Source organism: Candidatus Nitrosacidococcus sp. I8 (genome assembly GCF_945836005.1).
Classification (GTDB): Bacteria; Pseudomonadota; Gammaproteobacteria; order Nitrosococcales; family Nitrosococcaceae; genus Nitrosacidococcus.
The window spans coordinates 1,230,303-1,256,853 of record NZ_OX241534.1; the positions used below are offsets into that span (position 1 = coordinate 1,230,303).

Annotated in this window: 22 protein-coding genes, 2 tRNA genes, 1 other RNA gene and 1 pseudogene; 11 read left to right on the forward strand and 15 right to left on the reverse strand. The window is 37.7% G+C overall.

The window, feature by feature from the left end:
- Positions 1-3 precede the first annotated feature (3 nt).
- The 6 genes from OOL07_RS06070 (at position 4) to zwf (ending at position 11,394) form a co-directional block, all read left to right on the forward strand.
- Positions 4-1,203 carry an HlyD family secretion protein gene (locus OOL07_RS06070; RefSeq protein ID WP_264695625.1) on the forward strand — a complete coding sequence of 400 codons (1,200 nt, stop codon included), beginning with the start codon at positions 4-6 and terminating at the stop codon, positions 1,201-1,203.
- Between the two features lie 268 nt (positions 1,204-1,471).
- On the forward strand, positions 1,472-3,232 hold the full coding sequence (locus OOL07_RS06075) for an efflux transporter outer membrane subunit (protein ID WP_264695626.1): 1,761 nt from the start codon (positions 1,472-1,474) through the stop codon (positions 3,230-3,232).
- Positions 3,233-3,326: 94 nt separating this feature from the next.
- Complete coding sequence (locus OOL07_RS06080; protein WP_264695627.1) at positions 3,327-6,629, forward strand: efflux RND transporter permease subunit; 3,303 nt, start codon at positions 3,327-3,329, stop codon at positions 6,627-6,629.
- 3 nt (positions 6,630-6,632) lie between these two features.
- The gene (locus OOL07_RS06085) at positions 6,633-8,237 is read left to right on the forward strand and encodes an efflux RND transporter periplasmic adaptor subunit (protein ID WP_264695628.1); all 1,605 of its coding nucleotides are present in this window, start codon (positions 6,633-6,635) and stop codon (positions 8,235-8,237) included.
- Between the two features lie 172 nt (positions 8,238-8,409).
- Positions 8,410-9,858, forward strand: coding sequence for an NADP-dependent phosphogluconate dehydrogenase (gene gndA, locus OOL07_RS06090; RefSeq protein ID WP_264695629.1), 1,449 nt, complete (start codon positions 8,410-8,412; stop codon positions 9,856-9,858).
- 3 nt (positions 9,859-9,861) lie between these two features.
- Entirely contained in the window at positions 9,862-11,394 is a 1,533-nt protein-coding gene (gene zwf, locus OOL07_RS06095) for a glucose-6-phosphate dehydrogenase (RefSeq protein WP_264695630.1), read from the forward strand.
- A gap of 32 nt (positions 11,395-11,426) precedes the next feature.
- Here zwf and OOL07_RS06100 read toward each other — a convergent pair whose 3' ends face one another.
- The 3 genes from OOL07_RS06100 to OOL07_RS06110 all read right to left on the reverse strand — a co-directional run bounded on the left by OOL07_RS06100 (position 11,427) and on the right by OOL07_RS06110 (position 12,542).
- Positions 11,427-11,855, reverse strand: coding sequence for a DUF3293 domain-containing protein (locus OOL07_RS06100; protein ID WP_264695631.1), 429 nt, complete (start codon positions 11,853-11,855; stop codon positions 11,427-11,429).
- Between the two features lie 521 nt (positions 11,856-12,376).
- A tRNA-Lys gene (locus tag OOL07_RS06105) sits at positions 12,377-12,452 on the reverse strand.
- 14 nt (positions 12,453-12,466) lie between these two features.
- A tRNA-His gene (locus tag OOL07_RS06110) sits at positions 12,467-12,542 on the reverse strand.
- Between the two features lie 97 nt (positions 12,543-12,639).
- Between OOL07_RS06110 and OOL07_RS06115 the strand changes: the two genes are divergently transcribed.
- A complete protein-coding gene (locus OOL07_RS06115) occupies positions 12,640-12,954 on the forward strand; it encodes a DUF3303 domain-containing protein (RefSeq protein ID WP_264695632.1) in 315 nt (104 codons plus the stop codon).
- A 63-nt stretch (positions 12,955-13,017) separates the two neighbouring features.
- Here OOL07_RS06115 and OOL07_RS06120 read toward each other — a convergent pair whose 3' ends face one another.
- The 5 genes and pseudogenes from OOL07_RS06120 to smpB all read right to left on the reverse strand — a co-directional run bounded on the left by OOL07_RS06120 (position 13,018) and on the right by smpB (position 16,151).
- The gene (locus OOL07_RS06120) at positions 13,018-13,149 is read right to left on the reverse strand and encodes a hypothetical protein (RefSeq protein WP_264695633.1); all 132 of its coding nucleotides are present in this window, start codon (positions 13,147-13,149) and stop codon (positions 13,018-13,020) included.
- A pseudogene (locus OOL07_RS06130) lies at positions 13,127-13,773 on the reverse strand (PDDEXK family nuclease). The gene OOL07_RS06120 and the pseudogene OOL07_RS06130 overlap by 23 nt, the downstream one beginning before the upstream one ends.
- Positions 13,766-14,734 carry a DNA (cytosine-5-)-methyltransferase gene (gene dcm / locus OOL07_RS06135; RefSeq protein WP_264695636.1) on the reverse strand — a complete coding sequence of 323 codons (969 nt, stop codon included), beginning with the start codon at positions 14,732-14,734 and terminating at the stop codon, positions 13,766-13,768. The pseudogene OOL07_RS06130 and the gene dcm overlap by 8 nt, the downstream one beginning before the upstream one ends.
- Before the next feature lie 78 nt (positions 14,735-14,812).
- Positions 14,813-15,173, reverse strand: a transfer-messenger RNA (tmRNA) gene (gene ssrA, locus OOL07_RS06140).
- 486 nt (positions 15,174-15,659) lie between these two features.
- The gene (gene smpB, locus OOL07_RS06145; protein ID WP_264695637.1) at positions 15,660-16,151 is read right to left on the reverse strand and encodes an SsrA-binding protein SmpB; all 492 of its coding nucleotides are present in this window, start codon (positions 16,149-16,151) and stop codon (positions 15,660-15,662) included.
- A gap of 296 nt (positions 16,152-16,447) precedes the next feature.
- Here smpB and OOL07_RS06150 point away from each other — a divergent pair, with 296 nt between their 5' ends.
- Together OOL07_RS06150 and OOL07_RS06155 are read left to right on the forward strand one after the other, a co-directional pair.
- The gene (locus tag OOL07_RS06150; protein ID WP_264695639.1) at positions 16,448-16,888 is read left to right on the forward strand and encodes a type II toxin-antitoxin system RatA family toxin; all 441 of its coding nucleotides are present in this window, start codon (positions 16,448-16,450) and stop codon (positions 16,886-16,888) included.
- Positions 16,875-17,162, forward strand: a complete 288-nt coding sequence (locus tag OOL07_RS06155; protein ID WP_264695640.1) for an RnfH family protein — start codon at positions 16,875-16,877, stop codon at positions 17,160-17,162. Before OOL07_RS06150 ends, OOL07_RS06155 begins: the two co-directional genes overlap by 14 nt.
- Here the strand turns inward: OOL07_RS06155 and OOL07_RS06160 are convergent.
- Complete coding sequence (locus tag OOL07_RS06160; RefSeq protein WP_264695642.1) at positions 17,159-17,668, reverse strand: outer membrane protein assembly factor BamE; 510 nt, start codon at positions 17,666-17,668, stop codon at positions 17,159-17,161. The genes OOL07_RS06155 and OOL07_RS06160 overlap by 4 nt on opposite strands.
- 81 nt (positions 17,669-17,749) lie before the next feature.
- On the opposite strand from OOL07_RS06160, the gene fur reads away from it, so the two are divergent.
- Entirely contained in the window at positions 17,750-18,196 is a 447-nt protein-coding gene (gene fur / locus OOL07_RS06165; protein ID WP_264695643.1) for a ferric iron uptake transcriptional regulator, read from the forward strand.
- A 19-nt stretch (positions 18,197-18,215) separates the two neighbouring features.
- On the opposite strand, the gene recN is transcribed toward fur, so the two are convergent.
- From recN to OOL07_RS06195, 6 genes are read right to left on the reverse strand one after another with little or no spacing between them, the layout of a single operon-like run.
- On the reverse strand, positions 18,216-19,892 hold the full coding sequence (recN, locus tag OOL07_RS06170; protein WP_264695644.1) for a DNA repair protein RecN: 1,677 nt from the start codon (positions 19,890-19,892) through the stop codon (positions 18,216-18,218).
- Complete coding sequence (locus OOL07_RS06175; protein WP_264695645.1) at positions 19,889-20,770, reverse strand: NAD(+) kinase; 882 nt, start codon at positions 20,768-20,770, stop codon at positions 19,889-19,891. The genes recN and OOL07_RS06175 overlap by 4 nt, the downstream gene beginning before the upstream one ends.
- A 24-nt stretch (positions 20,771-20,794) precedes the next feature.
- Entirely contained in the window at positions 20,795-21,406 is a 612-nt protein-coding gene (locus OOL07_RS06180; protein ID WP_264695647.1) for a hypothetical protein, read from the reverse strand.
- A gap of 24 nt (positions 21,407-21,430) precedes the next feature.
- Entirely contained in the window at positions 21,431-23,167 is a 1,737-nt protein-coding gene (recJ, locus tag OOL07_RS06185; protein WP_264695648.1) for a single-stranded-DNA-specific exonuclease RecJ, read from the reverse strand.
- A 16-nt stretch (positions 23,168-23,183) separates the two neighbouring features.
- Positions 23,184-24,245, reverse strand: coding sequence for a hypothetical protein (locus tag OOL07_RS06190; RefSeq protein WP_264695649.1), 1,062 nt, complete (start codon positions 24,243-24,245; stop codon positions 23,184-23,186).
- A 24-nt stretch (positions 24,246-24,269) separates the two neighbouring features.
- Positions 24,270-25,355 (reverse strand): DUF2066 domain-containing protein, encoded by a 1,086-nt coding sequence (locus OOL07_RS06195; RefSeq protein ID WP_264695650.1) that lies wholly within the window; start codon positions 25,353-25,355, stop codon positions 24,270-24,272.
- Between the two features lie 122 nt (positions 25,356-25,477).
- Here OOL07_RS06195 and purM point away from each other — a divergent pair, with 122 nt between their 5' ends.
- Entirely contained in the window at positions 25,478-26,530 is a 1,053-nt protein-coding gene (gene purM, locus OOL07_RS06200; protein ID WP_264695651.1) for a phosphoribosylformylglycinamidine cyclo-ligase, read from the forward strand.
- Positions 26,531-26,551: the final 21 nt, after the last annotated feature.

Below are 26,551 nucleotides of genomic sequence, written 5' to 3' on the forward strand. Positions count from 1 at the left end.
AACATGAGTACAACACCCTCTAGAATTCACCCCAAGGCAATTCGTGCTAGGCGTAATCGTAGATTAGGGCTATTTACCCTAACTATACTGGCTATTGCAATTATTTATGCAGGCTACTGGTGGTTTTATGCACGCTTTTGGGTATGGACAGACAATGCGTTCGTAACTGGTAATCTTATTCCCTTAGAGGCACAAGCCCATGGAATTATTACGCAAGTATTAACTGAAGAAACTCAAATTGTAAAAAAAGGTGATTTGCTAATTACTTTAGATGCCCACGTAGCACAAGCTGACTTAGGTCGTACCCAAGGTAGGCTTGGAGAAACAGTGCGTAAAGTTGCTGGCCTTTTTGCTCAAAGACGAGAGGTGGAGCAAAGACTACAGTCTCGATCAGCACAGCTTGCATTAGTACGCCATGACGTTATCCGTTACCGTAAAGCGCTACCTAGCGGAGCAATTTCTAAACAAATCCTCCAAAATGCAGTGGATAACATGAATTCACTGCAGGCAGATGTCATGGAAATTCAATCCCAACTGGATGCAATCGTTTCTCAAGTAGGAAAAACTACCATACGTGAGCACCCTTCAGTTATTACAGCTAAAAATGAGATGATTAGTGCCTACCTTGAATATGTACGGCAAAATCTTTACGCACCCTCTACTGGATTAGTTGCAAAACGTAAAGGGCAAGTAGGAGATCGAGTGATGCCGGGCAACCTACTCTTAACTATTGTACCCTTAGATCACGTCTGGGTAGATGTAAACATACGAGAAACTGAGTTACGCCAAATTCGCCCTGGTCAATCTGTGCTGGTATATATAGATACATACGGAGACCGTCATACCTATCATGGTACTGTTGAAGGTATCGTCCCTGGAACTGGAGCAGTATTTGCCTTATTGCCTCCAGATAATGCAGTAGGTAACTTTATTCATATTGTCCAACGTGTACCTGTACGTATTGGGTTCCCAAGAGAAGAGCTCTTAGAGCATCCTCTCCGTCTTGGGCTCTCTGCTATTATTCATATCCATGTAAGTGAAAAAGCACAGCCGCTTATTAGCTCTTCTGCTGATTATTCTACCCAAGAATATAAAACGAACATCTATGATAATGAGTTAATAGATGCAGAAGCTATGGCAAAAGGTATTATTGATAATAATATTGCTGTAGAAGGTTTAGATGAAGATACCGATACGACTTAACTAGCAATATAATTCCTACCTTATAAAAACAAAATTTCAAGGGCTAGTGACCTAGCCCTTATTCTTTTAGTAGCTTTTATCAATAAAGAGCTTTGAGCTTTGAAACGCATTAAAAATAATCCCCCTCAACAGTTCAAATGTCTTCTCAAGATGGAAGGCAACGGACCTTTCGTTTTATTCCACCCCACTTATAAGGAGAAATGTAAATATCTACTGCTTCGCAGACTCAAGTTGATTTGCTCACTTTAACTATTAAAAAACTAAAACTATGAGTAGACACAATACTTACGATAGGAAAAGATATCAAAAAGTTCATATTTTAATATCTTGCTTTTCTAATTTTCGCATCTTTATTCAGAATAGCTGCATATTCTTATCTGCACTTTTCTTAACTGGTTGCATCAATGGTGCTATGAGTATAGATTTAGCACCTGGTTATAAACCTGAAGAATTTATTCTTCCGGACTCTTGGAGAGGGGCTGGTCCATTTGCTAAAGCTAATCCTTCTGATGGAGAAATACGCCCTGACTGGTGGAAACTCTATGAAGATCCCACATTAGATGAGCTTGAGGCTCAAGCGATGGAGGCTAATCCAGACTTACATGCTGCCGCTGAGCGGTTTATGCAAGCTCGGGATATGATGATGAAAAGTTACTCCAAACTCATACCTCAAATAGGTTGGGGATTTGATGCATCAGGTAATAGACAATCTGATGATGCCCTATGGCGAGGTATAGGGGAAAATTCCGAAATGGGTACTTCTCTGTTCACTGGAGGAGCAGGATGGGAGCCTGATTTTTTCTCAAGAATTCGTAATAGAACCAGAATTGAGATTTATCACGCTGAAGAACTAGCCGCTGCTTATGCTTTAGTACGTCTAGGTATACAAGCTGAACTTGCAAGTAATTACTATTTATTGCGTGGTTTAGATGGACAAGAGGCTATTTACAATCAATCTATTGATTACTATAAAAAATTACTTAATCTTGTTACAGATAGATTTGTCGGTGCTCTTGCTCCAAGAATTGATATTACCCGTACCCAATATTTATTATACAGTACTGAGGCAAGGCAGCTAGCTGTTCGTAGGGAGCGGCAAGTTACGGAACATGCCATTGCCGTATTAGTCAATCAATCACCTTCTACTTTTTCTATCAATTCTATAGAACAATTTCCTAATATTGATTTTAAATTACCTACCCATTTTCCATCTACCTTACTTGAGCGGAGACCAGATATAGCGGCCTCTGAGCGCAAAATGGCACAAGCAAACCGAGTGATTGGTATCGCTCGTGCTGCTTTTTATCCACATGTAAATTTTAATATGCTAGGCGGGTTTGAAGGAGGGTTTAATTTATTTCAAGTAGCAAGTAGTCTTTGGTCCTATGGTTTAGAGCTTACCTTACCTATTTTTAATGGAGGTTATCGCCGTGCTCAAGTACAACAAACTTGGTCTGCTTATCGACAAACGGTTGATGAATATCGCTCCACTGTGTTAAATGCGTTTCGAGAAGTGGAAAATGATCTCAGTAGAACTACCCTAATTACTGCTGAGATGAAAAAATTAGAAGATTCAGTAAAAGCAGCAGTTGAAACCCAAAATCTAACTGCAAGTCTTTACACTGGCGGACTAGCTAGCAGTCTTGACTTACTCCTTGCACAAATCCAAACCCTAGACTCTCGCATTAATTTGGTAGATGCAAAATCAAGAATGGCTCAATCTACGGTAAGGCTTGTACGCTCTCTAGGTGGGGGATGGAATCGCAATGGGTTGCCTACAGATAAAGAAATACAGCCTATGGAAGTCCTGCAATACACTGACTTAGATAAGGCTCCTCAAGCGGGTGATGTAAAAGTACCTGCTGCTAAAGGTGGAGACTATAACAAGGCTTATAGTGATCTTTCCCATCCTGCCCCTATCTCTCCTAATAATGCGGTGCACAAAGCAGTACAACAAAGGGAGGAAATTTCTGATCAGGGGACTATCTTAAGACGGGAACAGCCTGCCGCTAAAGAGGTTAATCCATAATTTTTCATCATAACAGTAGACTCAATTTTGTGATATATCCAAAAATATAATCTATTTTCTGACTTATATATTATATGTAGATTAAGAAACTATTATGAATCAACTCGTTGTCATTGCCTTAAAAAAACCCTATACATTTGTTGTTCTCTCTATTTTAATTATTATCCTTGGGGTTCAGTCGGTACTTAAAGCAGCCACCGATATCTTCCCAAATATTAAAATTCCAGTCACTTCGGTAGTGTGGGCTTACAGTGGAATGCTACCACAAGATATTGAGGGACGTATCACTTATATTTTCGAACGATTTTTAACCTCTACTGTAGAAGGAATTAAATATATTCATAGCCATTCCTATTTTGGTAGTAGTATTGTTAATATCTTTCTACAAGATGAAGTAGATCCAGCACAGGCTGAAGCGGATATTACGGCTATAGGTAATACAGTGGTTAATTTCTTACCGCCCGATATTTCTCCACCTATGGTAATGAAATTGGCACCTTCATCGGTTCCAGTGGCTACTCTGCAGGTGACCTCAGATACCTTATCACCTTCAGATTTATATAATCTTTCCGTGATGCGGATTCGCCCCTTATTGGTTACAGTAGAAGGAACCATACTTCCTGCCCCTTATGGAGGAAAAAATATGACGGTAGGCATTGCCATTGATCGGGAAAAACTCCTTGCCCGTCACTTAACTCCTGCAGATGTCCATGAAGCAGTCAATCGCCAAAATTTAGTGCTTCCTGGGGGAGATATGAAGATCTACTCAAAAGATTGGGTAGTACTTACCAACTCCTCAGTGTTGACTATTGAAGACTATGAAAAAATTCCGCTGAAACGAAAGGGGAATAACTATGTCTACTTGCGGGATGTAGCAAGTGTTAACCTCATGGGAAATGTGCAACAAAATGCAGTGATTGTAGATGGCAAACAATCGGTGATGATTGTAGCGATGAAAAGTAGTGAGGCTTCCACTTTATCTGTTGTTGAAGGGATAAAAAAAGCTATTCCTAGAATTGAATCAATAATACCTGAAGGTGTACAGGTTAAGTTAGTAAACGATGCCTCTGCATTCGTAAAAGAATCAATTGATGATGTGGTTCATGAAATTGTTATTGCTGCTGCTTTAGTCGGTACTATTGTGCTGGTACTACTGGGATCATGGCGACCTACGGTTATTATCGCTACTACAATTCCTCTGTCTATTTTAAGTGCCTTAATTGCCCTTCATGCAACTGAGGAAACCATTAACGTGATGACCTTAGGGGGGCTTGCTTTATCCGTAGGGGTGCTGGTAGATAATGCTACGGTAGTTATTGAAAACATGGATACCCATATCCATATGGGTAAGCCTTTAGAAACTGCAATTCTTGATGGAACGAGACAGATTCTCCTACCTACTTTTGTCGCAACACTGGCTATTGGGATTGTCTGGCTTCCTCTATTTGGACTAAGCGGCGTTTCTGGATTTTTATTTGGTCCCATGGCAAAAGCAGTAATTTACGCTATGTTAGCTTCTTTTTTCCTTTCCTATACTCTAGTGCCGACCATGGCAAAATATATTCTCCATGATCCAAATGCTCCTGGAAATCATCCCCACCCTGATCACCCAGAAATTGATAAATCTGCCCAAGAAGTTTATGAGTTAACAGAAAAGGAAACGGAGGAAGAAGCCCTCCATAATATTGGAGGGACTCATTTTGCGAAAGATGTACCTGATCGGGATCAGGATCAGAAAAAGAAACCAAAGAGGTTTTTTGCTCAAATTGGACAGAGCATTGATCAGGGTTTTAATCGTTTTCGTGATAGTTATGGTAGCTTACTTGAAAAAGCGATGGCACGGCGTAATTTCACCGTAGTGGTCATGCTATCGTTTGCTTTAGGTTCTTGGGTTTTATATGCTTTTAATGGACGGGATTTCTTTCCTGAAGTTAAATCCGATTCCATGCAAATGCACATCCGATTTCCTCTGGGCACTCGAATTGAAGTTTCAAGCCGAGTTTCAGCTTTAATCGCAGAAGATATTAAGAAAAGACTACTTCCCGGTAAAGTTAAAGATATTATTAATAACTGTGGATTACCGGTAGGTCCTCATAACCTTGCATTTATCCCAACCCCTACCATTGGATCTCAAGATTGTGATGTAACCATGTCACTAACCGATCCAAAATCCCCCATTTGGGAGTTTAGGGAGATATTACGTGAGGGGCTGACAAAGCTTTATCCAGGAAGTGAATTTACTTTTCAGCCTTCAGATTTAACAGGAAAGATTCTTAATTTTGGTTCCCCTGCACCTATTGATGTACAAATCAATGGTCCTGATCAAGCAAATAATTTTGAATATGTACGCAAACTCCATGGTCGACTAAAAAATATTCCAGGAGCACGAGATGTGGTGATCCAACAGACTATGAATACCCCTACTCTATTGGTTGAATCAAATCGAGCTTTTGGGCTTGGCGTAGATATTCATCAAAAAGATTTCGGCGACAATATGTTGATTGCTACTGCAGGTAGTTATCAAATTGACTTAAATTTCTGGTTAGATAGGGCTACAGGAATGGCTTACCCGATTAATGTCCGTATCCCTCAACCTAAACTTAAGGAAGTTAACCAGTTATTAGCAGTACCTACTCAAAGTAATGAAGGTAAAGAAGGACGCAATAAATTACAGCTGCTAGGGAATGTGGGTACGGTAAGCCCTATTGGTACTCCTGGGGTAATTACTCATGCAGATATTATGCCTTTATTCGATATTTATATTTCTCCAGAAGGGCGAGATTTAGGCTCTACTCTAGAAGAAGTACGAGAAATTGTTAATGATATGAAAGAGGACCTCCCCCGTAGTGCGGCAGTAGAAATAGAAGGTCAAGCCATCCTGATGGAAAATGCTTTTAAAGAAATGATTATTGGTCTGGTTGCTTCAATTGTATTAATTTATTTACTGGTTGTGGTGAATTTCCAGTCTTGGGTTGATCCCTTCATTATTATTACTGCACTACCCGGTGCTTTAGGGGGGATCGCTTGGATGCTTTTCCTTACTCATACCAACATTTCAATACCTGCCTTAACTGGGGCTATTATGACTATGGGCACAGCGACTGCAAACTCAGTTTTAGTAGTTTCTTATGCCCGTGAACGAATTGAAATGCACGGTGAGGCAATTAAAGCTGCACTTGAGGCTGGCGTTGCCCGATTCCGTCCAGTATTAATGACTGCATCTGCTATGATTGCAGGTATGATTCCTATGGCAACTGGTAATTCACAAAATGCCCCTCTAGGACGAGCAGTGATTGGTGGTTTAACGCTAGCCACTATCTTTACTTTAATTTTCGTACCATGCGTTTATGCCATTATTTACCATCGGCACTCTGCAGCTACCCAATCAGGAGAATAATTCATGAATAAGAATCTTAGTATAGATGGATCTTGGCGTAATAAGATCCTGATTATTGTTATTGTTTTAGTTCTTGGCATTTACATAGGCTATCGAGTACTAAATGCTAAAAAAGAAGCAGTTACCATGCGAGAGGAAACCCTTGAGATGGCAACTCCTGCAGTAACAGTACTTTATCCTACTCCTGCGCAGCCCGAAGAAACTATTGAGTTACCGGGTAACTTTATGGCCTGGCATCAAGCACCTATTTATGCTCGAGTAGCAGGTTACGTAGAAGAGTGGTATACCGATTATGGAGCTAAAGTTAGAAAGGGAGATTTATTAGCTATCTTAAATACCCCAATGATTGATGCAGAATATAGAATGGCAGAAGCAGAGGTGGCAGCAAAAGAAGCTCAATATAATCTTGCTGTGGTAACTAAAGATCGTTATGTAAACTTAGGAACTACTCATGCAGTCTCTATTCAGTCAGTTACTGTCCAACAAGCCAATGAAAAAGTAAAAGAAGCAGAACTAAAAAGAGCGAAGCAGGCACGAGAAAATATCTTAGCAAGAAGACAGTTTAAACACGTCATCGCTCCTTTTGATGGGGTAGTAATTGCTCGCAATGTCAATATTGGAGACTATGTAAACGAAACAGGAAGTTTAAGTTTAAAGGAAGGGGAAAACAGTGAGGTCAATATTTTTACAGTTGCTGATATTCGTAAAATGCGACTTTTTGTCAGTGTCCCAGAAGCATTTGGTCCCTTTCTTAAGCCAGGACTTACTGCTGATGTGATGGTACCTCAGTTCCCTGATCAACAATTCAAAGCTAAATTTCTAACCAGTGCTGAAGGGTTCGATATCAGTACCCGTACTGCTATTACTGAATTCGTTATCTATAATGATGATAAGGATCATATACTCTGGCCAGGTACGTACGCTACCGTACGTATCAGTGCCCCTACCCATAAAGGGGCACTTATTCTTCCTAGTACTTCTATGGTGTTTGTAGAAGATGGAGCCACTGTCGCAGTAGTAACTGACGATAACCGTATTCATTTTAAACCTATTAAAATTAAAAGAATTTATCCTACAACATTCCAAATTGAAGGAGTTTCTAAAACCGATCGGATTGTAGATAATCCAAGTGCTGCCTTACTAGAAGGAGATGAGGTACATATTGTTAACAAGCCTGCAAAGGGTTATATCATCTCTCCAATTAAAAATTCAGAATCAGAAAAAGATACAATTCATAATCAACAAATTTCTTCTTCCAGCAAATCTTCAGCAAAAAGTGAATCAGCATATATAGGTCCCTATCGCTTTAAAGTAGCTTTGAAATCAAAGCAAGCTACTATAGGTAAAAATATCATGGTGATTTATCTTCAAGATGAAGAGAGCCACCCTGTAGAGAATGCTAGGATTCAGATATCATCTCAAGATAGTGAATCTAGGCAACAAATTCGTATGGATGCTAAAGAAGTAAAGCCAGGGGTTTATGGAGGCGTATTGGAAGTACCTGAAGAGGGAAATTGGCCACTTACTTTAAAGGTTCAAATAGAAGGAGATAATCTCTATCAATCAGAATTAGATATAACCACAGGGTATCCGATCACTCTCGGTTAAAATAACCTGCCATCCCCTTTTTTAGGGGATAAAAATCAAACTACCTTGAACCCTTAGGTTGCTTTTTGTAACCTAAGGGTTAAACTTATCTGATAGGATTAAATATGTATTAATAATACACTATTAATACATATTTAAAGCAAGGCAATAATATTAATTGGAGTTGAGAAATATGGCTGAAACACAAAAAGCATCGGCAGATATTGGTATTGTAGGTCTGGGTGTAATGGGAGCCAATTTAGGTCTGAACATTGCTGAAAATGGATTTACGGTAGTCGCCTATGATCGGGACTCTAGCAAAGGATCTCATCTTACAAATATGGCACAAGAGCAGCTTTCCGATCCAAATAAAGTCAATGCTTATAACGATATTACCCAATTCATTGTCGCTTTAAAAAAGCCAAGAACTATTTTGATGCTTGTGCCTGCAGGAGCCCCTGTGGACGCAGTTATTCGTGATTTTGCCCCACACCTTGAAGCAGGTGATATTATGATTGATGGGGGCAATTCTTTTTTTAAGGATACTAATCGTCGGGTTGATGAATTAGCAAAGAAAAATATCCATTTTATGGGGATGGGTATTTCTGGTGGTGAATCAGGTGCTCGTCACGGCCCTAGCTTAATGCCCGGTGGAGATCGTACTGCTTGGGAACATGCAAAACCTATACTAGAAGCAGCAGCAGCAAAAGCAGATGGAGAGCCTTGTGTAGGCTGGTTAGGTAGAGGTGCTGCAGGTCACTATGTAAAAATGGTACACAATGGTATTGAGTATGGTTTAATGGAGTTGATTACTGAAAGCTACGATATTATGCATCGTGGGCTTGGTTTAAATTTAGAAGAGCTCCATAAAATCTATAAAAAATGGACCAAAGGTCCCATGGGCGGATTCCTCATGGAGATTACTGCCGATGTGTTAGTGCAAAAAGATCCTTTAGGTGATGGTTATATCCTTCCTAAAATTTTAGATACAGCACACCAAAAAGGAACAGGCCTTTGGACTTCAGAGGAGAGTTTAACCTTACAAGCTCCTACTCCTGTCATTGATGCAGCAGTTACTCAACGAGTACTTTCATCTACTAAAGATCAACGGCTACAGGCAAGCCAAAAGTTAGCAGGACCTAAATCTAATATCTCCTTTAGTGGGGATAAAACTGCATTTATTGCTGAGCTAGGCAATGCACTTTATGGGGCAATGATGCTTACTTATGCTCAAGGTATCCACCTACTTCAAGTTGCTAACAAAGCTTATGATTATGGATTAGTGTTAGAAACAGTCGCAGCAGTTTGGCGTGAAGGGTGTATTATCCGCTCCCAACTACTAAAGGATTTACGCAATGTTTATCAAAATAACCCAGATCTAATTAACCCAATTCTAGATACGGATTACGGTGCTAAGATAGCTAATACCCAAGAAAATATACGCAAGGTAATTACTACCGCAACTCCTTGGGGATTACCCATTCCAGGGTTTACTTCTGCATTAAGTTATTACGATACCTACCGCAGTGTTCAATTACCTGCCAATCTACTTCAAGCACAACGGGATTATTTTGGAGCCCATACCTTCGAACGGGTAGATCAGGAAGGTACTTTCCATATTCAATGGTCTACCACGGAGTAAATTATGAATTCTAAGGATTCTAATGCCCAACACCCACCTACAGTCTTTGTACTGTTTGGTGCAGGTGGCGATCTCTCTTGGCGATTAATTATTCCGGCACTATTTAATCTCCATGTGGGTAAGCATCTCCCAGAACAATTCGCAATTATTGGGGTGGATCATCAAGATTATACGGATAAATCCCTAGCAGAACACTATCGGGAAAGCATACAACAATATTCTCGCTACGGATCTTGTAGCGAGGATACTTGGCAGTCTTTTTTGCAATTGATTCATTATCATAAAGGAGATATTACTGCTCAACCTTGTTATGATGAGTTGGCAGATCTTATTGCAAAGCAAAATAAAGCTTGGGGGCATCATCAACACAAAGAACAAATTTTTTATCTTGCTACACCACCGTTTCTATTCTCAGGCATTGCTAAAGGGTTAGGTACTGCAGGTCTTTCTCGAGATCGGGAATATTCAAGAATTGTTGTAGAAAAACCTTTAGGTCGCAGTTTAGAAACTTTTAATGAAATTAATTGTGTATTAAGAACCTATTTCAAGGAAAGGCAAATTTATCGTATTGATCATTTTCTTGGTAAAGAGAATGTGCAAAATATCCTTGCTTTCCGTTTTGCAAATCCTATTTTTGAACCTATTTGGAACCGAAACTATATTGATAGTGTTACTATTACTGTAGCTGAAACTTTAGGGGTGGAACACCGAGCTGCTTTCTATGAAACAGCAGGTGCGATGCGAGATATGGTACAAAATCATGTACTTCAACTCTTGTGTTTAGTTGCGATGGAACCACCAGTTACTTTTAGTGCAGATGACATTCGAGATCGTAGAATGGGGGTGATGCATTCACTGAGACCTATTTCAAAAGATCAAGTAAATCGCTATGCCGCTCGCGGTCAATATGGAATCGGCTGGGTTAATGGTGCTAAAGTAGTAGGTTATCGAGAAGAAGAAGGGATTAACCCTAATTCAAATACAGAAACTTATTGCGCCTTGCAACTTCATGTGGATAATTGGCGCTGGCAAGGTGTGCCTTTCTACCTGCGCACAGGAAAGAGACTATCTGCTAAAGTTTCAGAAATTTCAATTCGTTTTAGGGATGTACCTCATCAAGCCTTTCCTGCTTCTGCAGGATTAAATGCACGGCCTGCTCAACTAATAATTAGGCTGCAACCCGATGAGGGAATTATTCTTAAGTTTTTAGCAAAGCAACCGGGGCAAGAACTGGTTTTACGTCCTGTAGATATGCGTTTTAGTTATAGTGATTCTTTTAAAGCACCTTCTCCTGACGCCTATGAAACCCTCCTATGGGATATTATGCGAAATGATGCCACTCTTTTTGTGAGATCAGATCAAGTGGAGGCAGCATGGGAGTTATTAATGCCGATCCTTGATGTTTGGGAGAATAATCAAGCAGTCAGCTTTCCTAATTATTCTGCTGGTACGTGGGGGCCGGAAACTGCTGAGTTGCTAGCTTCTCGTGAAGGAAGGAGTTGGTTTAACCCAGCTTTATTTGAATTTATCAAGTAATCTAAGAAATACTACTCTCCATATCCTATGCGCTAAGGAGCATTCAAACGTTTTGAGTACTCCTTAGCACTGTTTTTATAGCTTACTCTAGATCGGAAATCCCCTATCAATACCTTAAAGCGTCTATGATCACAAAAGCTTATATAAAGCTGATCATTTTCTACATAATAAATCGCATCTTGATAAAATAACTGCCCCATATTACAGGCAATATCAAAACTTATCTCTGCAGCCCAGCCCGGTTCTGCATGCCCGCTAGTAGGCGAGTAACCTGTCACCCTCTTTATCCAATCTGATTGCTTTTGTAATTCACTCCAAAGGTTTTTATCCGCCCTATTATTTCTTTCCTTAGTCCATATTTCCCCCGTAGTAGCGTAAGCGGTAATAATTGCAAACTCATTAGCCCAATTTGTTATATAAAAGGGGGTTTTAAAATGAGTCTCAGAATAAACTGGATTCATTAAGTGCGAAGTAACTTATTTGTAGGAAAAGAGCTCCTTTACATACTTTAAGAGCTTACTAATTACACGATTAAAAATAAAAAAATGCTATTATTTTAATTTAAGTGATAATTTTTAATTATTATAACCCTTAAGGATAGTACATAATTTTTATCTTTCAAGGAAAGATTTTATTTTTTTACACAAGGAAGTTTTTTCTTTATGGAGCATTATTTTATGACAATAAAAGAAATATTATTTACTTTTATAATTACAGTTTTAAATATTAATCTAGTCTATGGATCAGTTATCTATTAATGGGTACCAAACACAGATGTACCTGAGAGTCTGAGAATTTTTGCTGGCAAGATCATAGTTCCTGTAAACTCACCTAAGAAAGCCATCTTTCCTTATTTATTCCTCCTCAAACCCTAAACTTCAATTTTCCTTCTATAAAATAGTACGCTTATGGATGATTATTTAGCTTGAAATACTTTCCCGCTAGTTTTATTAGATAGAAATAAGAAGAAAATGCATCTATTTGGTGGGCCATCAAGGACTTGAACCTTGAACCTACTGATTAAGAGTCAGCTGCTCTACCAATTGAGCTAATGGCCCAAAGTCATTGAAGGTGGGGTGAGCGATGGGAATCGAACCCACGACCACAGGAATCACAATCCTATGCTCTACCTATTGAGCTACGCTCACCATATAAATTATCCATCATTATACCCGAATTATATTAATTAGGTACAATGGAATTTATTGTAGTAGACAGAAAATTCTTATTAGATGGAGGTAAGTTATGGCAAGTGATGATGGAATGATATTTATGGCGCATTGGACCCATACCCCTGAAAATTGTCCCGGCAGGAGCAAAGAAGGGGCTACTATGCTCAATGATTTTTGGGCAGGACGGAAACAGGCGGAAAAAAATGGGGTAAAAATTCTAAGTGCCTATGTAGCTGCCACAGAACATACGTATTATATTACCGTCCAAGCTAAAGATTACCAAACTATGCTGGAATTCTTTGAGATCCTTGCCCCTACTCAAACAGGCAATATTCATCCAGTGACTACCATGGATAAATGGACAGATCATATTAATCCAAATAAATAGGAAAAAAATAAGTATTTCAGAGAAAGAGTAAGGGTATTTGTTTAAATGATACCCTTACTTCATTTAATCTCCAAAAAGCATTACAGGATTAATTCTAAATTGTAGCATTTTAGCTATATCTCGCCCTTCATCTCCCCTTTTTCGTTGCATCGTAATGTTTCCAATTTTTAGACTACCTTGTTTGGTAATTTTCACAGGCCCATTGCCAAAGGTATTCATACATAGCATGATTAATTGATTTTAAAGCCCAGCGACTTTCCTCATTGATCACAAGTGCAACTAACATCCACCCTGCTGAAAATTTCCCCCTACCCTTTAAAAGATCTGAAACAATTAAAATTTATCTTTATTAAAACAATCAATGATTTTATTTTGATCTGCTTCATCCATTTCATTTAAAAACATCCGTCTTTTATCTCGGCAGCCTGATTTTATCGGAGGAATTTCACCAGTAAAGCATTTTAGAATTCTTGTAATATCTTCTGGCATTTCCCAAAGTGCAGTATATTTATCTATCCACCTCTTATCTATTTGGTTAAATCCCTGTGGGTTACTCACTAATTTTATGGATAAATTCTCTGCAGCAATGGCTTGTTTTAAATAAATGGTGATTTGTACTTGCACATCGGTTTTATAGCCATGCAATTTTATTGCAATGACCTTTTCAATCTCTACTACGACATAGCCCATTATTCCTAGCCATGTTTGAGTATCTTCATCTTTTTGCCAATTGTTAAACTTTTGTACAATATCGTTTTCATTTTTAAATCCATTTTTTGCTGTTTGAGAGCCAAGAGCGATTAAATCTTTTTTAGCCATAATAGCGAGTATAGTTAAGTACACTACAACCAATAGCTTCTATAACGCTCACTGTCATGGCATTGCCTGCTTGGCTTAGTAAACGGCTATCTGAAATTTTTCCTTTTACTCTTTCAGCCAAATATTTTGGAATCCCTTGTAGTAATAAGGACTCAAAGCCAGATAGTTTTCTCAATTTTCCTTCTCGAGTGTATAAAATGCCATGGCGCCCTGTGCGGAGTGTGGGTATTTTGTTCTTATATAACCTTAAATCAGATTGGCGGGTGTCTAAAACTAGATAATCCTCTGAGCATAGTTGCTCAATAGTGAATAACCCTTGATTGTATTTATTATTTAAATACTTTAAGAAGGTTTGATAGGTTTTATTTTTTTCATTAAGCTCTATCTCTATGCCATCGATTAAATAATTTCGTAAATTAGGTGAATCGATTGGCTCTGCCCATGAAAACAATTGATGGGTTACCAAGTCTTTTCTAATACCTATTAAATAAATCCGCTCTCGCATTTGTGGGATACCATAATCAATGCTATTGAGCACTTGGTGATAAACTTGGTAACCGGCTTGATTGAGATCATTTAAAATGATAGTGAACGTTTTCCCCCTATCGTGGTTCATCAATCCTTTTACATTTTCTAAAATAAAATAGGGCAAATGCTTTGCTTTCATGATATTAATCAGACCATAAATGATTTGCCCTCGATCATCTTCTATCCCTTTTCGTTGCCCCACAATGGAAAAAGACTGGCATGGAAATCCTGCAATCATCAGCTCAAAGTCAGGTAAATCATTGGGGTTAATTTCCATTAAATCCCCGTAATTTTTTTCTGCCTGCCCAAAAAATGCTTGATAAGTATATTCTGAATCTATATCTATCTCAGAAAAACCGATACATTGCAGTCCTATATTTTCAAGACCCATACGCCCTGTACCAATTCCTGCACAAAAATCAAAAAATCTCATGCTATCTATGATAGTTTTTAAGCGTTAAATGGGAAACAGAAAAGTAAGGTGGGGTGGGGGTAAGTGTCTTATAAGGCTTGGTGGAGGCGGCGGGAATTGAACCCGCGTCCGTAAATCCTCCGCCTTTGGTTCTACATGCTTATCCCAATCTTTAAATTTAACTAGACTACAGCCCGATGGGCAAGGAAATAGCTAGCGATCCTAGTAAAGGTTTAGCAGGTTAGCCCTAGGCTACCTTCCTGCGATCTTGTGAGTATGACGCCTGAACTCTGAACGCACAAGCACGGCTCCAGCCAGACGGCACCCTACTGGGTATTAAGCAGCGAGTGCGAAGTTGTCGTCGTTGGCAACTATAATTTTTGCAGGGTGATTAACGAGGGCTCTGCACCTCGACATGCCCCTCAGGTTTTGCGATCCACGTCGAAGCCAGGTCGCCCCCAAGTAGTATACTAAAGAGATATACAAGTTATTTTAACTTAAAAAAGAGAGTAAATCTAATCAATAAGTTATATTAGCGTTATCATATTTTTATTATAGATGATTTCATTAAATGGTAACACACTACAAAAAGGTTTGGTAAAAAAGTAAAGAATATAAACTAGCAATGTCAGATGTATTTAAGCTACTAACTATAGGAGTTAGTGCAATATTAGAGGGGTAATTTGAAATTGAGGAAGTAACAGAGAAATATTACTTACTAGAGATAGTTTAATGTTTTGAATACTAGAGGCAGAAAATTGATTCTCCCCAAAAGAAATAGCCTTTACTTGATTACTGAACCATTTCTATTTTCTAGTTAAATATACAGTATTTTTTACTATACTACTTAAAAACAGTTAAAGTGACTTAGTGTAAAGAATGAGATTGTCATAGTACTCCTGCGAGAATTACTATATGAAGATAGAATTTTTATAAGCTACTCACGTTAATAAGCCGTAACCTTTGCAATCCGCTCCTTTTGTCGTCGCCACTCTTTTTCTTTTTCATCAGCCCGTTTATCATACTTATGCTTACCTTTAGCCAGAGCAATCTCTAGTTTTGCTAGACCTTTTTTCCAATAAAGAGCTAGTGGAATAAGTGCATAACCCCGCCGCTCTACAGCACCGATCAACTTTCTAAGCTCCTCTACATTAAGGAGGAGTTTGCGGTTTCTTTGAGTATCTGGGTGAATATGAGTAGATGCACTGGCGAGCGGGCTAATATGGGCGCCAAACAACCAAGCTTCTCCTTTTTTAAGGAAGCAATAACTTTCATTGAGCTGGGCATGGCCTGCTCTTAAACTTTTTACCTCCCAACCTTCAAGCACCAGCCCAGCTTCATATCTAGTTTCAATAAAATATTCATGGCGTGCCCTGCGATTTAATGCAATGGTGCTATTAGTACCTTTTGTAGGCTGTTTAGGTTTACTTTTACTCATTTCAATTTTTTAATTAAATACACTATTACTTTTATCATACTATTGAAATAGAAGGTAAATCTACTTAAATTTAAAGTAAACCTAAAATAACTAGAACAGTAGCTGTAATAGATCAAATAATGAATGCTATAAAATATTGGGTATATTAGCGAGCTAAATTTTTTTTCAGTAGTAATTTTGTTTTAAAAAATTAGAAATTTATTAGTTTAAGAAGCTAAAATACAACAACTCTTTATAGTTAAATTAGTTACTAACTAAATTTAACTACAAACTTTAAATGGTGGTTGATTATTCATATGACTAAAATAGATCGCAGTGCATTAGTACCTTATACTCCAGCAGAAATGTATACTTTAGTAAATAATATTGAAGCTTATTCTCAATTTCTTCCTTGGTGCCGCTCTACCCAAGTCTATAACCGTGATGAAGAAAGCGTACGTGCTAGCATAGAAATTGCTAAGGGTCCTATCCATAAATCATTTACTACCCATAATAAGTTAGAACAAGATAAAACCATAACTATGGAATTAGTAGAAGGTCCCTTTAGCCACTTAGAGGGTATATGGCACTTTAACCCTATTGGAGAAAATCAAGGATGCCGAGTTTCTTTAACGATGGAATTTGAGTTTTCTAGCAAAATGATTGGTCTTGCTTTAGGTCCAATTTTTAGTGAAATTACTTCTACTATGGTAGACGCATTTTGCCATCGTGCGAGAGATTACTATGGACAACGTTAATCAAATTAGTGTTTCTATAACCTATGGTCATCCAAGAAAGCTTACGTTAATCAATATTTTTGTAGAGAAAAATACAATTGTTAGAGAGGCAATTGAAAAATCCGGTATTTTAAATTTATTTCCAGAAATTAACCTAGAATGTGCAGGAATCGGTGTTTTTAGCAAAATAGTGGAGCTAAGTACACCACTTCACCATCGAGATAGGATAGAAATTTATTGCCCTTTAATAATTGATCCTAGACAAGCCCGCCGTAATAGAGCGAGTAAGAGTTAATCATATTTTCCATGGCTTCCTGTAGTAGACTTATCTTTAGGAGATTGAGTAGAGTCCTTACCCATATGCAGCAAGTGTTTTGCCTTACTTAAAAACCCTTTAGGTTCTTGGCGTGGAGGTACAGTAACTGATTCCACCTGTTCTATTTGTAATCCTTTATCTGCTAACTCCGGATTTATTTTAACATTTCCAGTAATATAACTAAGTAATTCATTTTTAAACCATACCGCTATGGTATGCTGTTCTCGATCGCCACGACCAGGTTTATAACTATATATGTAGTACCAGCGATTAGATTCAAAACTATCAATAATTGTGGGGGTGCCTAGTACAAATTTAACTTGCTGTTTTGTCATTCCTGGCTTTAGTTTCTCGATCATCTCTTGATCTACTACATTGCCTTGTTGGACATTGATTTTGTATACCTTAGGTATATGCTTTGTAACACTGCAAGCTGCTAGGGTTAAACTGGAATAAATAAGTATGAAAATGTAAAGCTTATACATATTTCCTATCCTATAATATAGTAGTGATAATAAAATATTTTTTTTGGACAGAAATAATTTTTAACTTATTCAGAGCATGCTATGGAAAGTCAAGATTTACGTAAAGTTGGGCTTAAAGTAACCTTACCTCGTCTTAAAATACTAGAAATTTTAGAAAGTAGTGATCATCGACATATGAGTGCCGAAGATGTTTATAAAGTATTGCTTGATCAAGGCGAAGAGATAGGATTAGCTACTGTATATCGAGTTCTTACTCAATTTGAAGCTGCAGGGCTAGTTTCTCGCCATCATTTTGAAGGCTGGCAAGCAGGGGCAGGTCATTCTGTATTTGAAATGGATAGTGGTGAGCATCACGATCACTTATTATGTACACAATGTGGCAAAGTTGAGGAGTTTGTAGACAAAACAATTGAAGATCGTCAAAGGGAATTAGCACATCGAGCTGGGTATCAAATGACTGATCACTATCTATATATTTATGGAATTTGTAAGGCATGCCAAAAAAATACAAATACTAATCGAATTTAAACTCACTTAACTGAAAAAGTTATTGAGCAGTCTCTAGCATAGAGATAGCATGTGCACGAGACTGTTTGGTGACTTCTTTTCCTCCAAGCATTCGAGCAAGTTCTTCTACTCTTTGCTCTTTATTTAATTCCATAAGATCAACGGTTGTTTTTTTATTCATATAATATTTATTAATCCTAATTTGATGGTGAGCTTGAGCAGCTACTTGAGGTAAGTGGGTAATACAAAGTACCTGCTTATGAGCAGCAAGTTCTCGTAGTCTTACACCTATAGCATCTGCAATTGATCCACCAATACCTGTATCTACTTCATCGAAGATAAGAGAAGAATACTCCTTTTTCTCAGAGATAAGGGTTTGAACAGCAAACCCAATCCTAGATAATTCTCCCCCTGAGACTGTATTTAGTAACTGTAGAGATTGACCAGGATTTAAGTTAGCTTGAAATTGAATTTGATCCATACCATAAGAAGAGAATTCCTCATTTTTCACGGAAGTGAATTCAATATGAAACACCCCTTTAGTTAAGGCAAGATTGGGTAGTATTTCATTTAGTTTTTTAGAAAACTCTTTGGCAGCCTTATAGCGGCTTTGGCTTAAGATGGCTGCTAGATTCAAATATTCTTCAGAAATAGTAGTTAATTTAGCTTTTATCTGATCGAACTGAGTATCTATGCTTTCTAGAGAGTCTAATTCAGCTTTTATTTGCTTAACTAAAAGAGGAAGATTTTCTGGCGCGGTTTGGTGTTTACGTCCTAATTCATAATAGACAGATAAACGATCTTCAAGCCAAGCAAGACGATTAGGGTCTCTATCTATTGATGTAAGATAGTGGCTTAATTGGCTAGCTGCCTCGTCAATCTGAATAGTTGCAGTAGTCACAAGGCTTTCTATTTCCTTTAACATAGGATTGAGAGAGGCAAGGCGAATTAACTTCTTATGAACTTGTTCAAGAAGAGCAGAAACAGATCTTTGATCTTCTTGATAGAGCATATTAAGTATTTCTTCTGAGGTTTGAACAAGCTCTACTTGGTGGAGTGATTGTTTCTGTTCTTGTTCTAAGGATTTTAACTCCTCCGTATTAGGCTGAAAATAATCAAGTTCCTGAAGTTGGTAATGCAATAATTCTACCCTAGAATTTTTTCCGTGGCTTGCCTGATTTAGTTTCGTAAGCTCTTCTTTAAAGAATCGATAATTCTGATAAATTATATTGAGATTCTTTAAAAGGGCTTCATGGTCACCATAAATATCTACTATCTCCCTTTGCACCTTATGATTTAACAAAGATTGATGGCTATTTTGCCCATAAATATAAACTAAACACTCTCCAATTTCCCGTAAAGTTTTAATCGGTACAAGCTGATCATTAATATAGGCTTGAGATTTTCCTTTATAATTTAGAATTCGCTTTAAAGTTAAATAAGATTGTCCTTCTGTAACCTTTAAATTTTGAGCTTCTAGCCAAGAAAAGAGAGAGATATATCCACTAATTTCAAAAATAGCTTTTATTTCTATCTCTTTTTCTCCCTGATAAATAAGTCTAGTATCCCCCCTTCCTCCTAACACTAACCCAAGAGCGTCAATTAGAATAGATTTTCCTGCGCCAGTCTCTCCTGTTAGTGCAGTCATACCAGAATGTAAGGATAGTGTTAATTCTTGTACAATAATAAAATTTCGAATAAATAGTTCTTTAATCATCCAAAATTTTTTCCCCAATGGAGCTTAGTACGTAAAATATCATAATGGTTATGGGTGACAGGATGAATTAAACGAACTGTTTTTGGGTATTTACTAATTCTTAATTGATCTCCCCCATGAATCTTGATACTAGATTGACCATCACAACTTATTTGGCTTGCAATAAAGGGTGTATTTATCTTAATTTCGATAATTCCATCCCCGTGAAATACTAAAGGTCGATCACTTAGAGCGTGGGAGCAGATAGAAACTAATACCATACCATTAAGATTAGTGTCTAAAATAGGACCTCCTGCAGATAAAGCATAGGCAGTAGATCCCGTTGGAGTAGCAATAATTAATCCATCCGCCCGTTGGCTATTTAAAAAAACTTTATTAATATAAGTTTCAAATTCAATCATACAGACTGCAGTCGTATGTACTACTACATCGTTTAAAGCAGTGCCAATCAATGAGTAAGGTTGGTTATGAATTGATAATTCAGCTTGAAGTAAAAACCTAGATTCCTCTAGGTACTCTCCTTGTAAAATTTGTGTTAAATCTTTTTCTAAAGAATCAAGCAGCACATCCGCAAGAAAACCTAATCTACCTAGCTTAATCCCAAGTAAAGGAGTATGAAAATCAACTAAACTACGAGCAGCATGAAGAAGGGTACCATCCCCACCTATTACAATAGCTAAATCGCACTGCTGCCCTAATTTTTCTCGAGAAGCTATTTGGTATTGATGACTTGGAAAAAGGCTAGCTGTATTTTGATCAATAACCAAATTTAGTTTTTTATCTGCTAAAAAACTAGCAATATAAGCAAGTGATTTTGCAACCTCATGACTTCCTGTTTGCTTACCTATTAATCCAATCGTTGAAAAAGATTTATTCACGAATTTAACTAGCTTTGTTCTTGATTAAGCAAACACAGTAATGATACTTGGATCATCTGCATGATCTATGAGCAGTGATTTTACCCGAGACTGCCAAGCATTCCCAAAGGTTCTTTGTTCCTCTTTAGTTGCAATACCAGCCATACATTTTGGCATTAGTGTACGCATTTCCAAGGGAATAGGGATTAATCCTACATTAACGGCTACTTCTACACTATGATTGTTATCAAGGCGAGTAAATTTCACATTGCCTTGAATAGGTACACCAAAGGCGAGTTTATTATTCCTAGTAAAATCTCCATTAAGACCTTTAAATCCTCCTTCATCTGCACTACCAGTAATCAGTAGTACAACATTGGCCATCACACCAGTAACTCCTTGATCTTTATCTTCAGACCAAGCAACAGAAACTCCTCCTCGCTCTGGTATTTGATCAGGATAAAGAGTATTTAAACCTGCACGAGTCATTAGATAAGCAGAAGCTACTGTAGGGCATGAATGACCAGCTAAAGCAACTGCATCTTTATAGTGATATTCAATATAGCCATCTTCTGAACTGCCTAAAAATTTAGCAAGACCATCATACATACGAATGGCAGGTGCTAAATCGAAAAAATCGGGATAATTACTAATCATAATAACTGTTCTCTTAATAATGAATTACACTTGAGTAACATACTCAATAGTGAGTTGTACACTGCGGAAGTATTTATACACATTAACGCTTAGTCGATAAACTAAGTTTATTTTAATCTTGGGTTGAAACCAATCTGGAGGGATATAGCGGAAGATAATACCACAGAGCTGTTTTTGTTTATCCAGTGAGCTTAGAGCAAGTTTAAGATGATCTTTACCTACTGTTTGGAAACTTTCAAGCCAAAATACACCATCAAATAGTGGTTCTGGAAATCCTTGCCCCCAAGGCCCGCCAGCATGGATTGCCTCTGCAAGATTTAAATCCCAGTTATCTATAGTACCATCGCTTAAAACAACCTGCTTTAAATGCTCTTCATTAAGCTGAGATTTTAATACGGCTAAAAAAGATTCTTGAAAAGGGATTAAATTTTCTTTTTTTAAGCTTAATCCTGCTGCCATAGCATGACCACCAAAAGAATCCAATAATCCTGGGTATTCCGTAGCTACCCGATCTAAAGCATCGCGAATATGAAGACCTGGAATAGATCGAGCAGAACCTTTTAATCTCTCTGGCTTCTCATCAGGAGCAAAAACAATTACTGGACGGTACACCTGTTCCTTAACTCGAGAAGCAAGTAATCCAATAACTCCTTGATGCCAAGTTTCATTAAATAAACAATACCCTAAAGGTAAATTTTCTCTATCTGAAAAATTTAGATCTTCTAGATAAGCCACTGCTTGATCCTGCATAGCAGCCTCAATTTTACGGCGCTCATAATTGAGTGTATTCAGTCGGTTTGCATATTGTTGTGCCTCCTTTAACGAATCGGTAAGTAGACACTCAATGCCAAGGCGCATATCTTCTAAACGACCTGCTGCATTTAATCTAGGACCTAAAGAAAAACCTAAATCCATTGAGGTAATATTTTCAAAAGATCGGCTAGCACAGGAAATCAATGCTTGAATTCCAGCACAGCTATAATTTTTCTGGATCCGGCTCAGACCTTGAGAAACTAAAGTACGATTTACTTTATCTAAAGAGGCAACGTCTGCTACTGTACCTAATGCTACCAAATCTAATAACTGCGCTAAGTTAGGCTCTTCTCTATTTTGAGGAGTAAACCAACCTTGGTCTCTTAAATGAGAACGTAATGCTAGCATGACATAGAAAATTACCCCTACACCTGCAAGGCATTTACTCGGGAAGGGATCGTTAGGTAAATTAGGATTAATAATCGTTTCTGTATCAGGTAAATTTTCTCCTGGAAGATGATGATCGGTGATTAAAACATGAATACCTGATTCTTTTGCAACTCTAACTCCTTCAATACTGGCGATACCATTATCTACCGTAATAATTAAATCTGGTTTATTTTCCTTAATTGCCTCTGCCACGATCGTTGATGTGAGTCCATAGCCATGAATAAAACGATTAGGCACAAGATAATTAACTTGGCTTGCTCCCATTAGTTTCAAAGCACGTACGGCTACTGCACAACTAGTAGCACCATCTGCATCAAAATCAGCAACGATTAAAATTTGCCAATCCTGAGTAAGTGCTTCTGCAAGCAATTCAACTACAGCATGAATATTAGAAAATAACCATGGAGAAGGTAAATGGGCTAATCTGTAATCAAGATCATTGATACTCTGAATATTGCGTGCCTCATACACTCTTCTGAGCACAGGATGTATTGTATTAGGTAGCTTAGAGGGATGTACTATTTCCCTTTGTTTTAATGCTCTTCCATCTATATCCATAGATATCTAGTTAAAGCTAATAGGTACGATTCTCTAGAGTTTTATATTTTCTAAAAGATCGCCAAAAATACCAAATTTGTGGCCAACTTATAGAATAGGAATAGGATCCTAATGGGTATAAATTGAGTTGAGTAAAAGGTCTCTTTTGCAGTAGCTTATATAAGATACTAAACCAGTGCTCTTCTAAGTAAAGAAGTGCCTGATAGAGTTCAGAGGGTTGATTCTTTATCAAGAGTAACTGATCTAAAATAAGCAGGTGATTACCAGTTATATCGAGTTGTTCTACCCATCGATCACCAGTTTCTTTTTCAGCTAAAATTTGGTAGGGGAGATCGCTATAGCTTGCAAGTGCCTGAGCAAACGGTTCTTTACCTGTGGTGATCGTATTCCATGAAGAAGATGTAAGTACTTCAGGGATTTTTTCAGCACCCCAAAACCATAAACTATTTACCGCTAATTTTCCTTCCACTTCTCTTTTCTGGTTGGTAGAACAGTTATATAAAGTCATTTGTATCTCATTGAGTAAGGTACACCAACGGGATCCTTCTGCCCCTGTAGGTAAAGCAGTACCAATGTACTTTCCTTCAATCTCACTTAGAGAGGTAAAATTAACCTGGCTTAGTTGAGGTAATGTAAGGTACCATCGATCAGGCGTAAGTACCTCAAGATTCCAATCATATTCAGTACATAAGGGAGCAATATGATTAGCCAGTTCTAGAGCTTCTGTTTTATTTAATACGAGTTGATGAGGGCCAAATAAAACTAATTCATCCCGATCTGGATGTAAGTGTACTGGATCTGCCCTAATTACCCAGGATGACTGTAGTTGAGATTCACCTTTATCCCAAGGATACATGATAGAAGCGATAGGAACATCTCTAGATTCTCTTTGAGAAAAACCAAATAAATTTAGCAGTAAGGATTCGTAGGAATAGATATTAGCTTGTTTTTGAGTTGCCCTTTTTATTAATTTCTGAAGAAAATGGAACTGTGTATTATCGGTGGATATTACCTCTGGTAGTATTTCAGCTAATCCAGGAATAACTACAGTTAAGTTTAAGGATGGTTTTTGGATCAAAGAATTTATACCTAATAATTTAATTTAAGGAATAAATTTATAATTTAATACTTCATTTTTTTCTATGTTAGATTCTGTAGAATTATTAGGGTTAACTTCAATGGTATCAGTATCATACTGCTTTTGGGTATCCACTGTAAGTACCCTTCCGTAGGAAATTGCTGAAACCAAATCTGATATAGACCCATGTATTTCCAAGGAAAATCTAGCGTTTTTTTGGGATAGCTGGATAGGCTGCACTTTGCTTACTTGACTAAGAGTCTTAAAATAACTAGATAACCTTGCATAGTTTGTAAATGAACCTACGTTGCTTACCTGAACAACGATTGATTGTAATGTGCTACTTCCAGATACAAGATGGCTTGTAATAATATCTACAGACTTATTCAATCCATTGTCGAGTACTTGATCTATACCCCCTGATATACTCCAGCTTTGAGTTTCTTCTATACTATAAAGACTCCATCTTCCCTCCCAATTATTTCCTTCTTGACGTAGTATCCTCCCAACGATTTGTACTGTCGCTGGATAGCGATGAGAAGCTGTCTGTATTGGCATAGTAAAATTACCCCATACATCTCCGAAGGTAAGTTGTTTTTGATCTTCTAAATCCCAAAGGGGGAAAGTAATAGGAATACCTCTCATATCAGCTTGCTCTTTTAATCTATCTATAAATAGAGAAGACTGATTAGATGTAAGTAGGTATCGTTTTCTATTATCTTCAATGGCAATCCATAGGAGTAAAGCAGGACGATTCTCTCCCCATATAGGCAAATTATTTTGGACTAATAGATCTTTTACCCCCTGATGATCAAAATTTACATGAAAAATAGGTACATTCTTATCGGAAATACTATAGCGAAATTGCTGTACTAAATTAGGTGCTTCTCTGAGAATAGGATTAAGATAAGTGCGATTGATTAGATTTCTATTCCCTACTACTTTCAGTAGTATATCTTGTAATCCTTGCTGCTCTGCATTAATTTGTTCAGCAGTACTCAAATTTTTACTACGCACAGGAACCTCTGCTTCGTATAAGTTTATAATTTCAGAAGCTTGTATTTTTACTAAAGTAAGTAAAAATAAGGATATCCCTAGAATTTTTTTCATTGTTTTAGTTTATCATGTTGTATAGTTCGCTCTAGCTTTACCCTTAAAGCAAGGGTATTTTGTATTGCTTATAATGTAACTAAAGCATTTAAAATAATACCCATTAATTATAGTTGTTTTCTATGAATGAAAAAAAAGTATCTTCCCCTTCTTTGAGTTACCGATCTGCTGGCGTTGATATTGACGCAGGTAATCGCCTTGTAGATCAGATTAGACCCGCTGCAGCACGAACAATGCGCCCTGAGGTATTAGCAGGTCTAGGAGGATTTGCCAGCCTATTTGAGCTCCCTACTCATCGCTATCAAAACCCTATTCTTGTGGCAAGCACGGATGGAGTAGGCACAAAACTAAAACTTGCTATCCAGTTAGGTGTTTACGATACCATTGGCATTGATTTAGTAGCTATGTGTGTTAATGATATTATTGTTCAAGGAGCAGAGCCTCTTTTTTTCTTAGATTATTATGCTACTGGTAAGTTAAATGTAGATGAGGCTAGTCAAGTTATTCATGGAATTAGTCATGGTTGTCTCTTAGCAGGTGCCGCCTTAGTAGGTGGGGAAACTGCGGAAATGCCAGGCATATACCAAGATAATGACTATGACTTAGCCGGATTTTGTGTAGGTATTGTTGAAAAAAACGCTTTGATTGACGGCAGTCAGGTACAGTTGGGAGATAGCTTAATAGGAATCGCTTCTTCTGGCCCCCATGCAAATGGCTACTCCCTGATTCGTAAAATCATTGATCAAGGTAATTGGCGCTTAGATACTCCCTTTGATAATAACACCTTAGGCTCTGTACTGCTCACACCCACTCAAATTTATGTAAAACCCTTATTAGAACTGTTTAGCAAAGTACAAGTGCGTGCTTTAGCTCATATCACTGGTGGAGGATTACTAGAAAATTTACCTCGGGTTTTACCTACACAATTGAGTGCTGAAATTAATATTTCCCAATGGGCTATCCCTTCTATTTTTTGCTGGCTACAACAACAAGGGAATCTTTCTAAAGAAGAGTTATACCGTACCTTTAACTGTGGTATCGGCATGGTGGTTTGTGTTTCTGAAGCAGAAACTGAGAAGACTCTAGCCTGTTTAGAAGGTGCTGGAGAAACTGCTTGGGTTATCGGCAATATTGTTAATCATCAATCTGGAATGCCTAGAGTAACTCTTTGTTAATACTTATACTATTACTATTAC

Bases quoted from the DNA above. Each gene is read 5' to 3' on its own strand.
- OOL07_RS06100 (WP_264695631.1), bottom strand. From the start codon at position 11,855: ATGAATCCAGTTTATTCTGAGACTCATTTTAAAACCCCCTTTTATATA.
- OOL07_RS06070 (WP_264695625.1), top strand. From the start codon at position 4: ATGAGTACAACACCCTCTAGAATTCACCCCAAGGCAATTCGTGCTAGG.
- OOL07_RS06160 (WP_264695642.1), bottom strand. From the start codon at position 17,668: ATGTATAAGCTTTACATTTTCATACTTATTTATTCCAGTTTAACCCTA.
- fur (WP_264695643.1), top strand. From the start codon at position 17,750: ATGGAAAGTCAAGATTTACGTAAAGTTGGGCTTAAAGTAACCTTACCT.
- smpB (WP_264695637.1), bottom strand. From the start codon at position 16,151: ATGAGTAAAAGTAAACCTAAACAGCCTACAAAAGGTACTAATAGCACC.
- zwf (WP_264695630.1), top strand. From the start codon at position 9,862: ATGAATTCTAAGGATTCTAATGCCCAACACCCACCTACAGTCTTTGTA.
- OOL07_RS06075 (WP_264695626.1), top strand. From the start codon at position 1,472: ATGAGTAGACACAATACTTACGATAGGAAAAGATATCAAAAAGTTCAT.
- gndA (WP_264695629.1), top strand. From the start codon at position 8,410: ATGGCTGAAACACAAAAAGCATCGGCAGATATTGGTATTGTAGGTCTG.
- OOL07_RS06155 (WP_264695640.1), top strand. From the start codon at position 16,875: ATGGACAACGTTAATCAAATTAGTGTTTCTATAACCTATGGTCATCCA.
- OOL07_RS06195 (WP_264695650.1), bottom strand. From the start codon at position 25,355: ATGAAAAAAATTCTAGGGATATCCTTATTTTTACTTACTTTAGTAAAA.
- dcm (WP_264695636.1), bottom strand. From the start codon at position 14,734: ATGAGATTTTTTGATTTTTGTGCAGGAATTGGTACAGGGCGTATGGGT.
- OOL07_RS06085 (WP_264695628.1), top strand. From the start codon at position 6,633: ATGAATAAGAATCTTAGTATAGATGGATCTTGGCGTAATAAGATCCTG.
- purM (WP_264695651.1), top strand. From the start codon at position 25,478: ATGAATGAAAAAAAAGTATCTTCCCCTTCTTTGAGTTACCGATCTGCT.
- OOL07_RS06080 (WP_264695627.1), top strand. From the start codon at position 3,327: ATGAATCAACTCGTTGTCATTGCCTTAAAAAAACCCTATACATTTGTT.
- recJ (WP_264695648.1), bottom strand. From the start codon at position 23,167: ATGGATATAGATGGAAGAGCATTAAAACAAAGGGAAATAGTACATCCC.
- OOL07_RS06180 (WP_264695647.1), bottom strand. From the start codon at position 21,406: ATGATTAGTAATTATCCCGATTTTTTCGATTTAGCACCTGCCATTCGT.
- recN (WP_264695644.1), bottom strand. From the start codon at position 19,892: ATGATTAAAGAACTATTTATTCGAAATTTTATTATTGTACAAGAATTA.
- OOL07_RS06150 (WP_264695639.1), top strand. From the start codon at position 16,448: ATGACTAAAATAGATCGCAGTGCATTAGTACCTTATACTCCAGCAGAA.
- OOL07_RS06115 (WP_264695632.1), top strand. From the start codon at position 12,640: ATGGCAAGTGATGATGGAATGATATTTATGGCGCATTGGACCCATACC.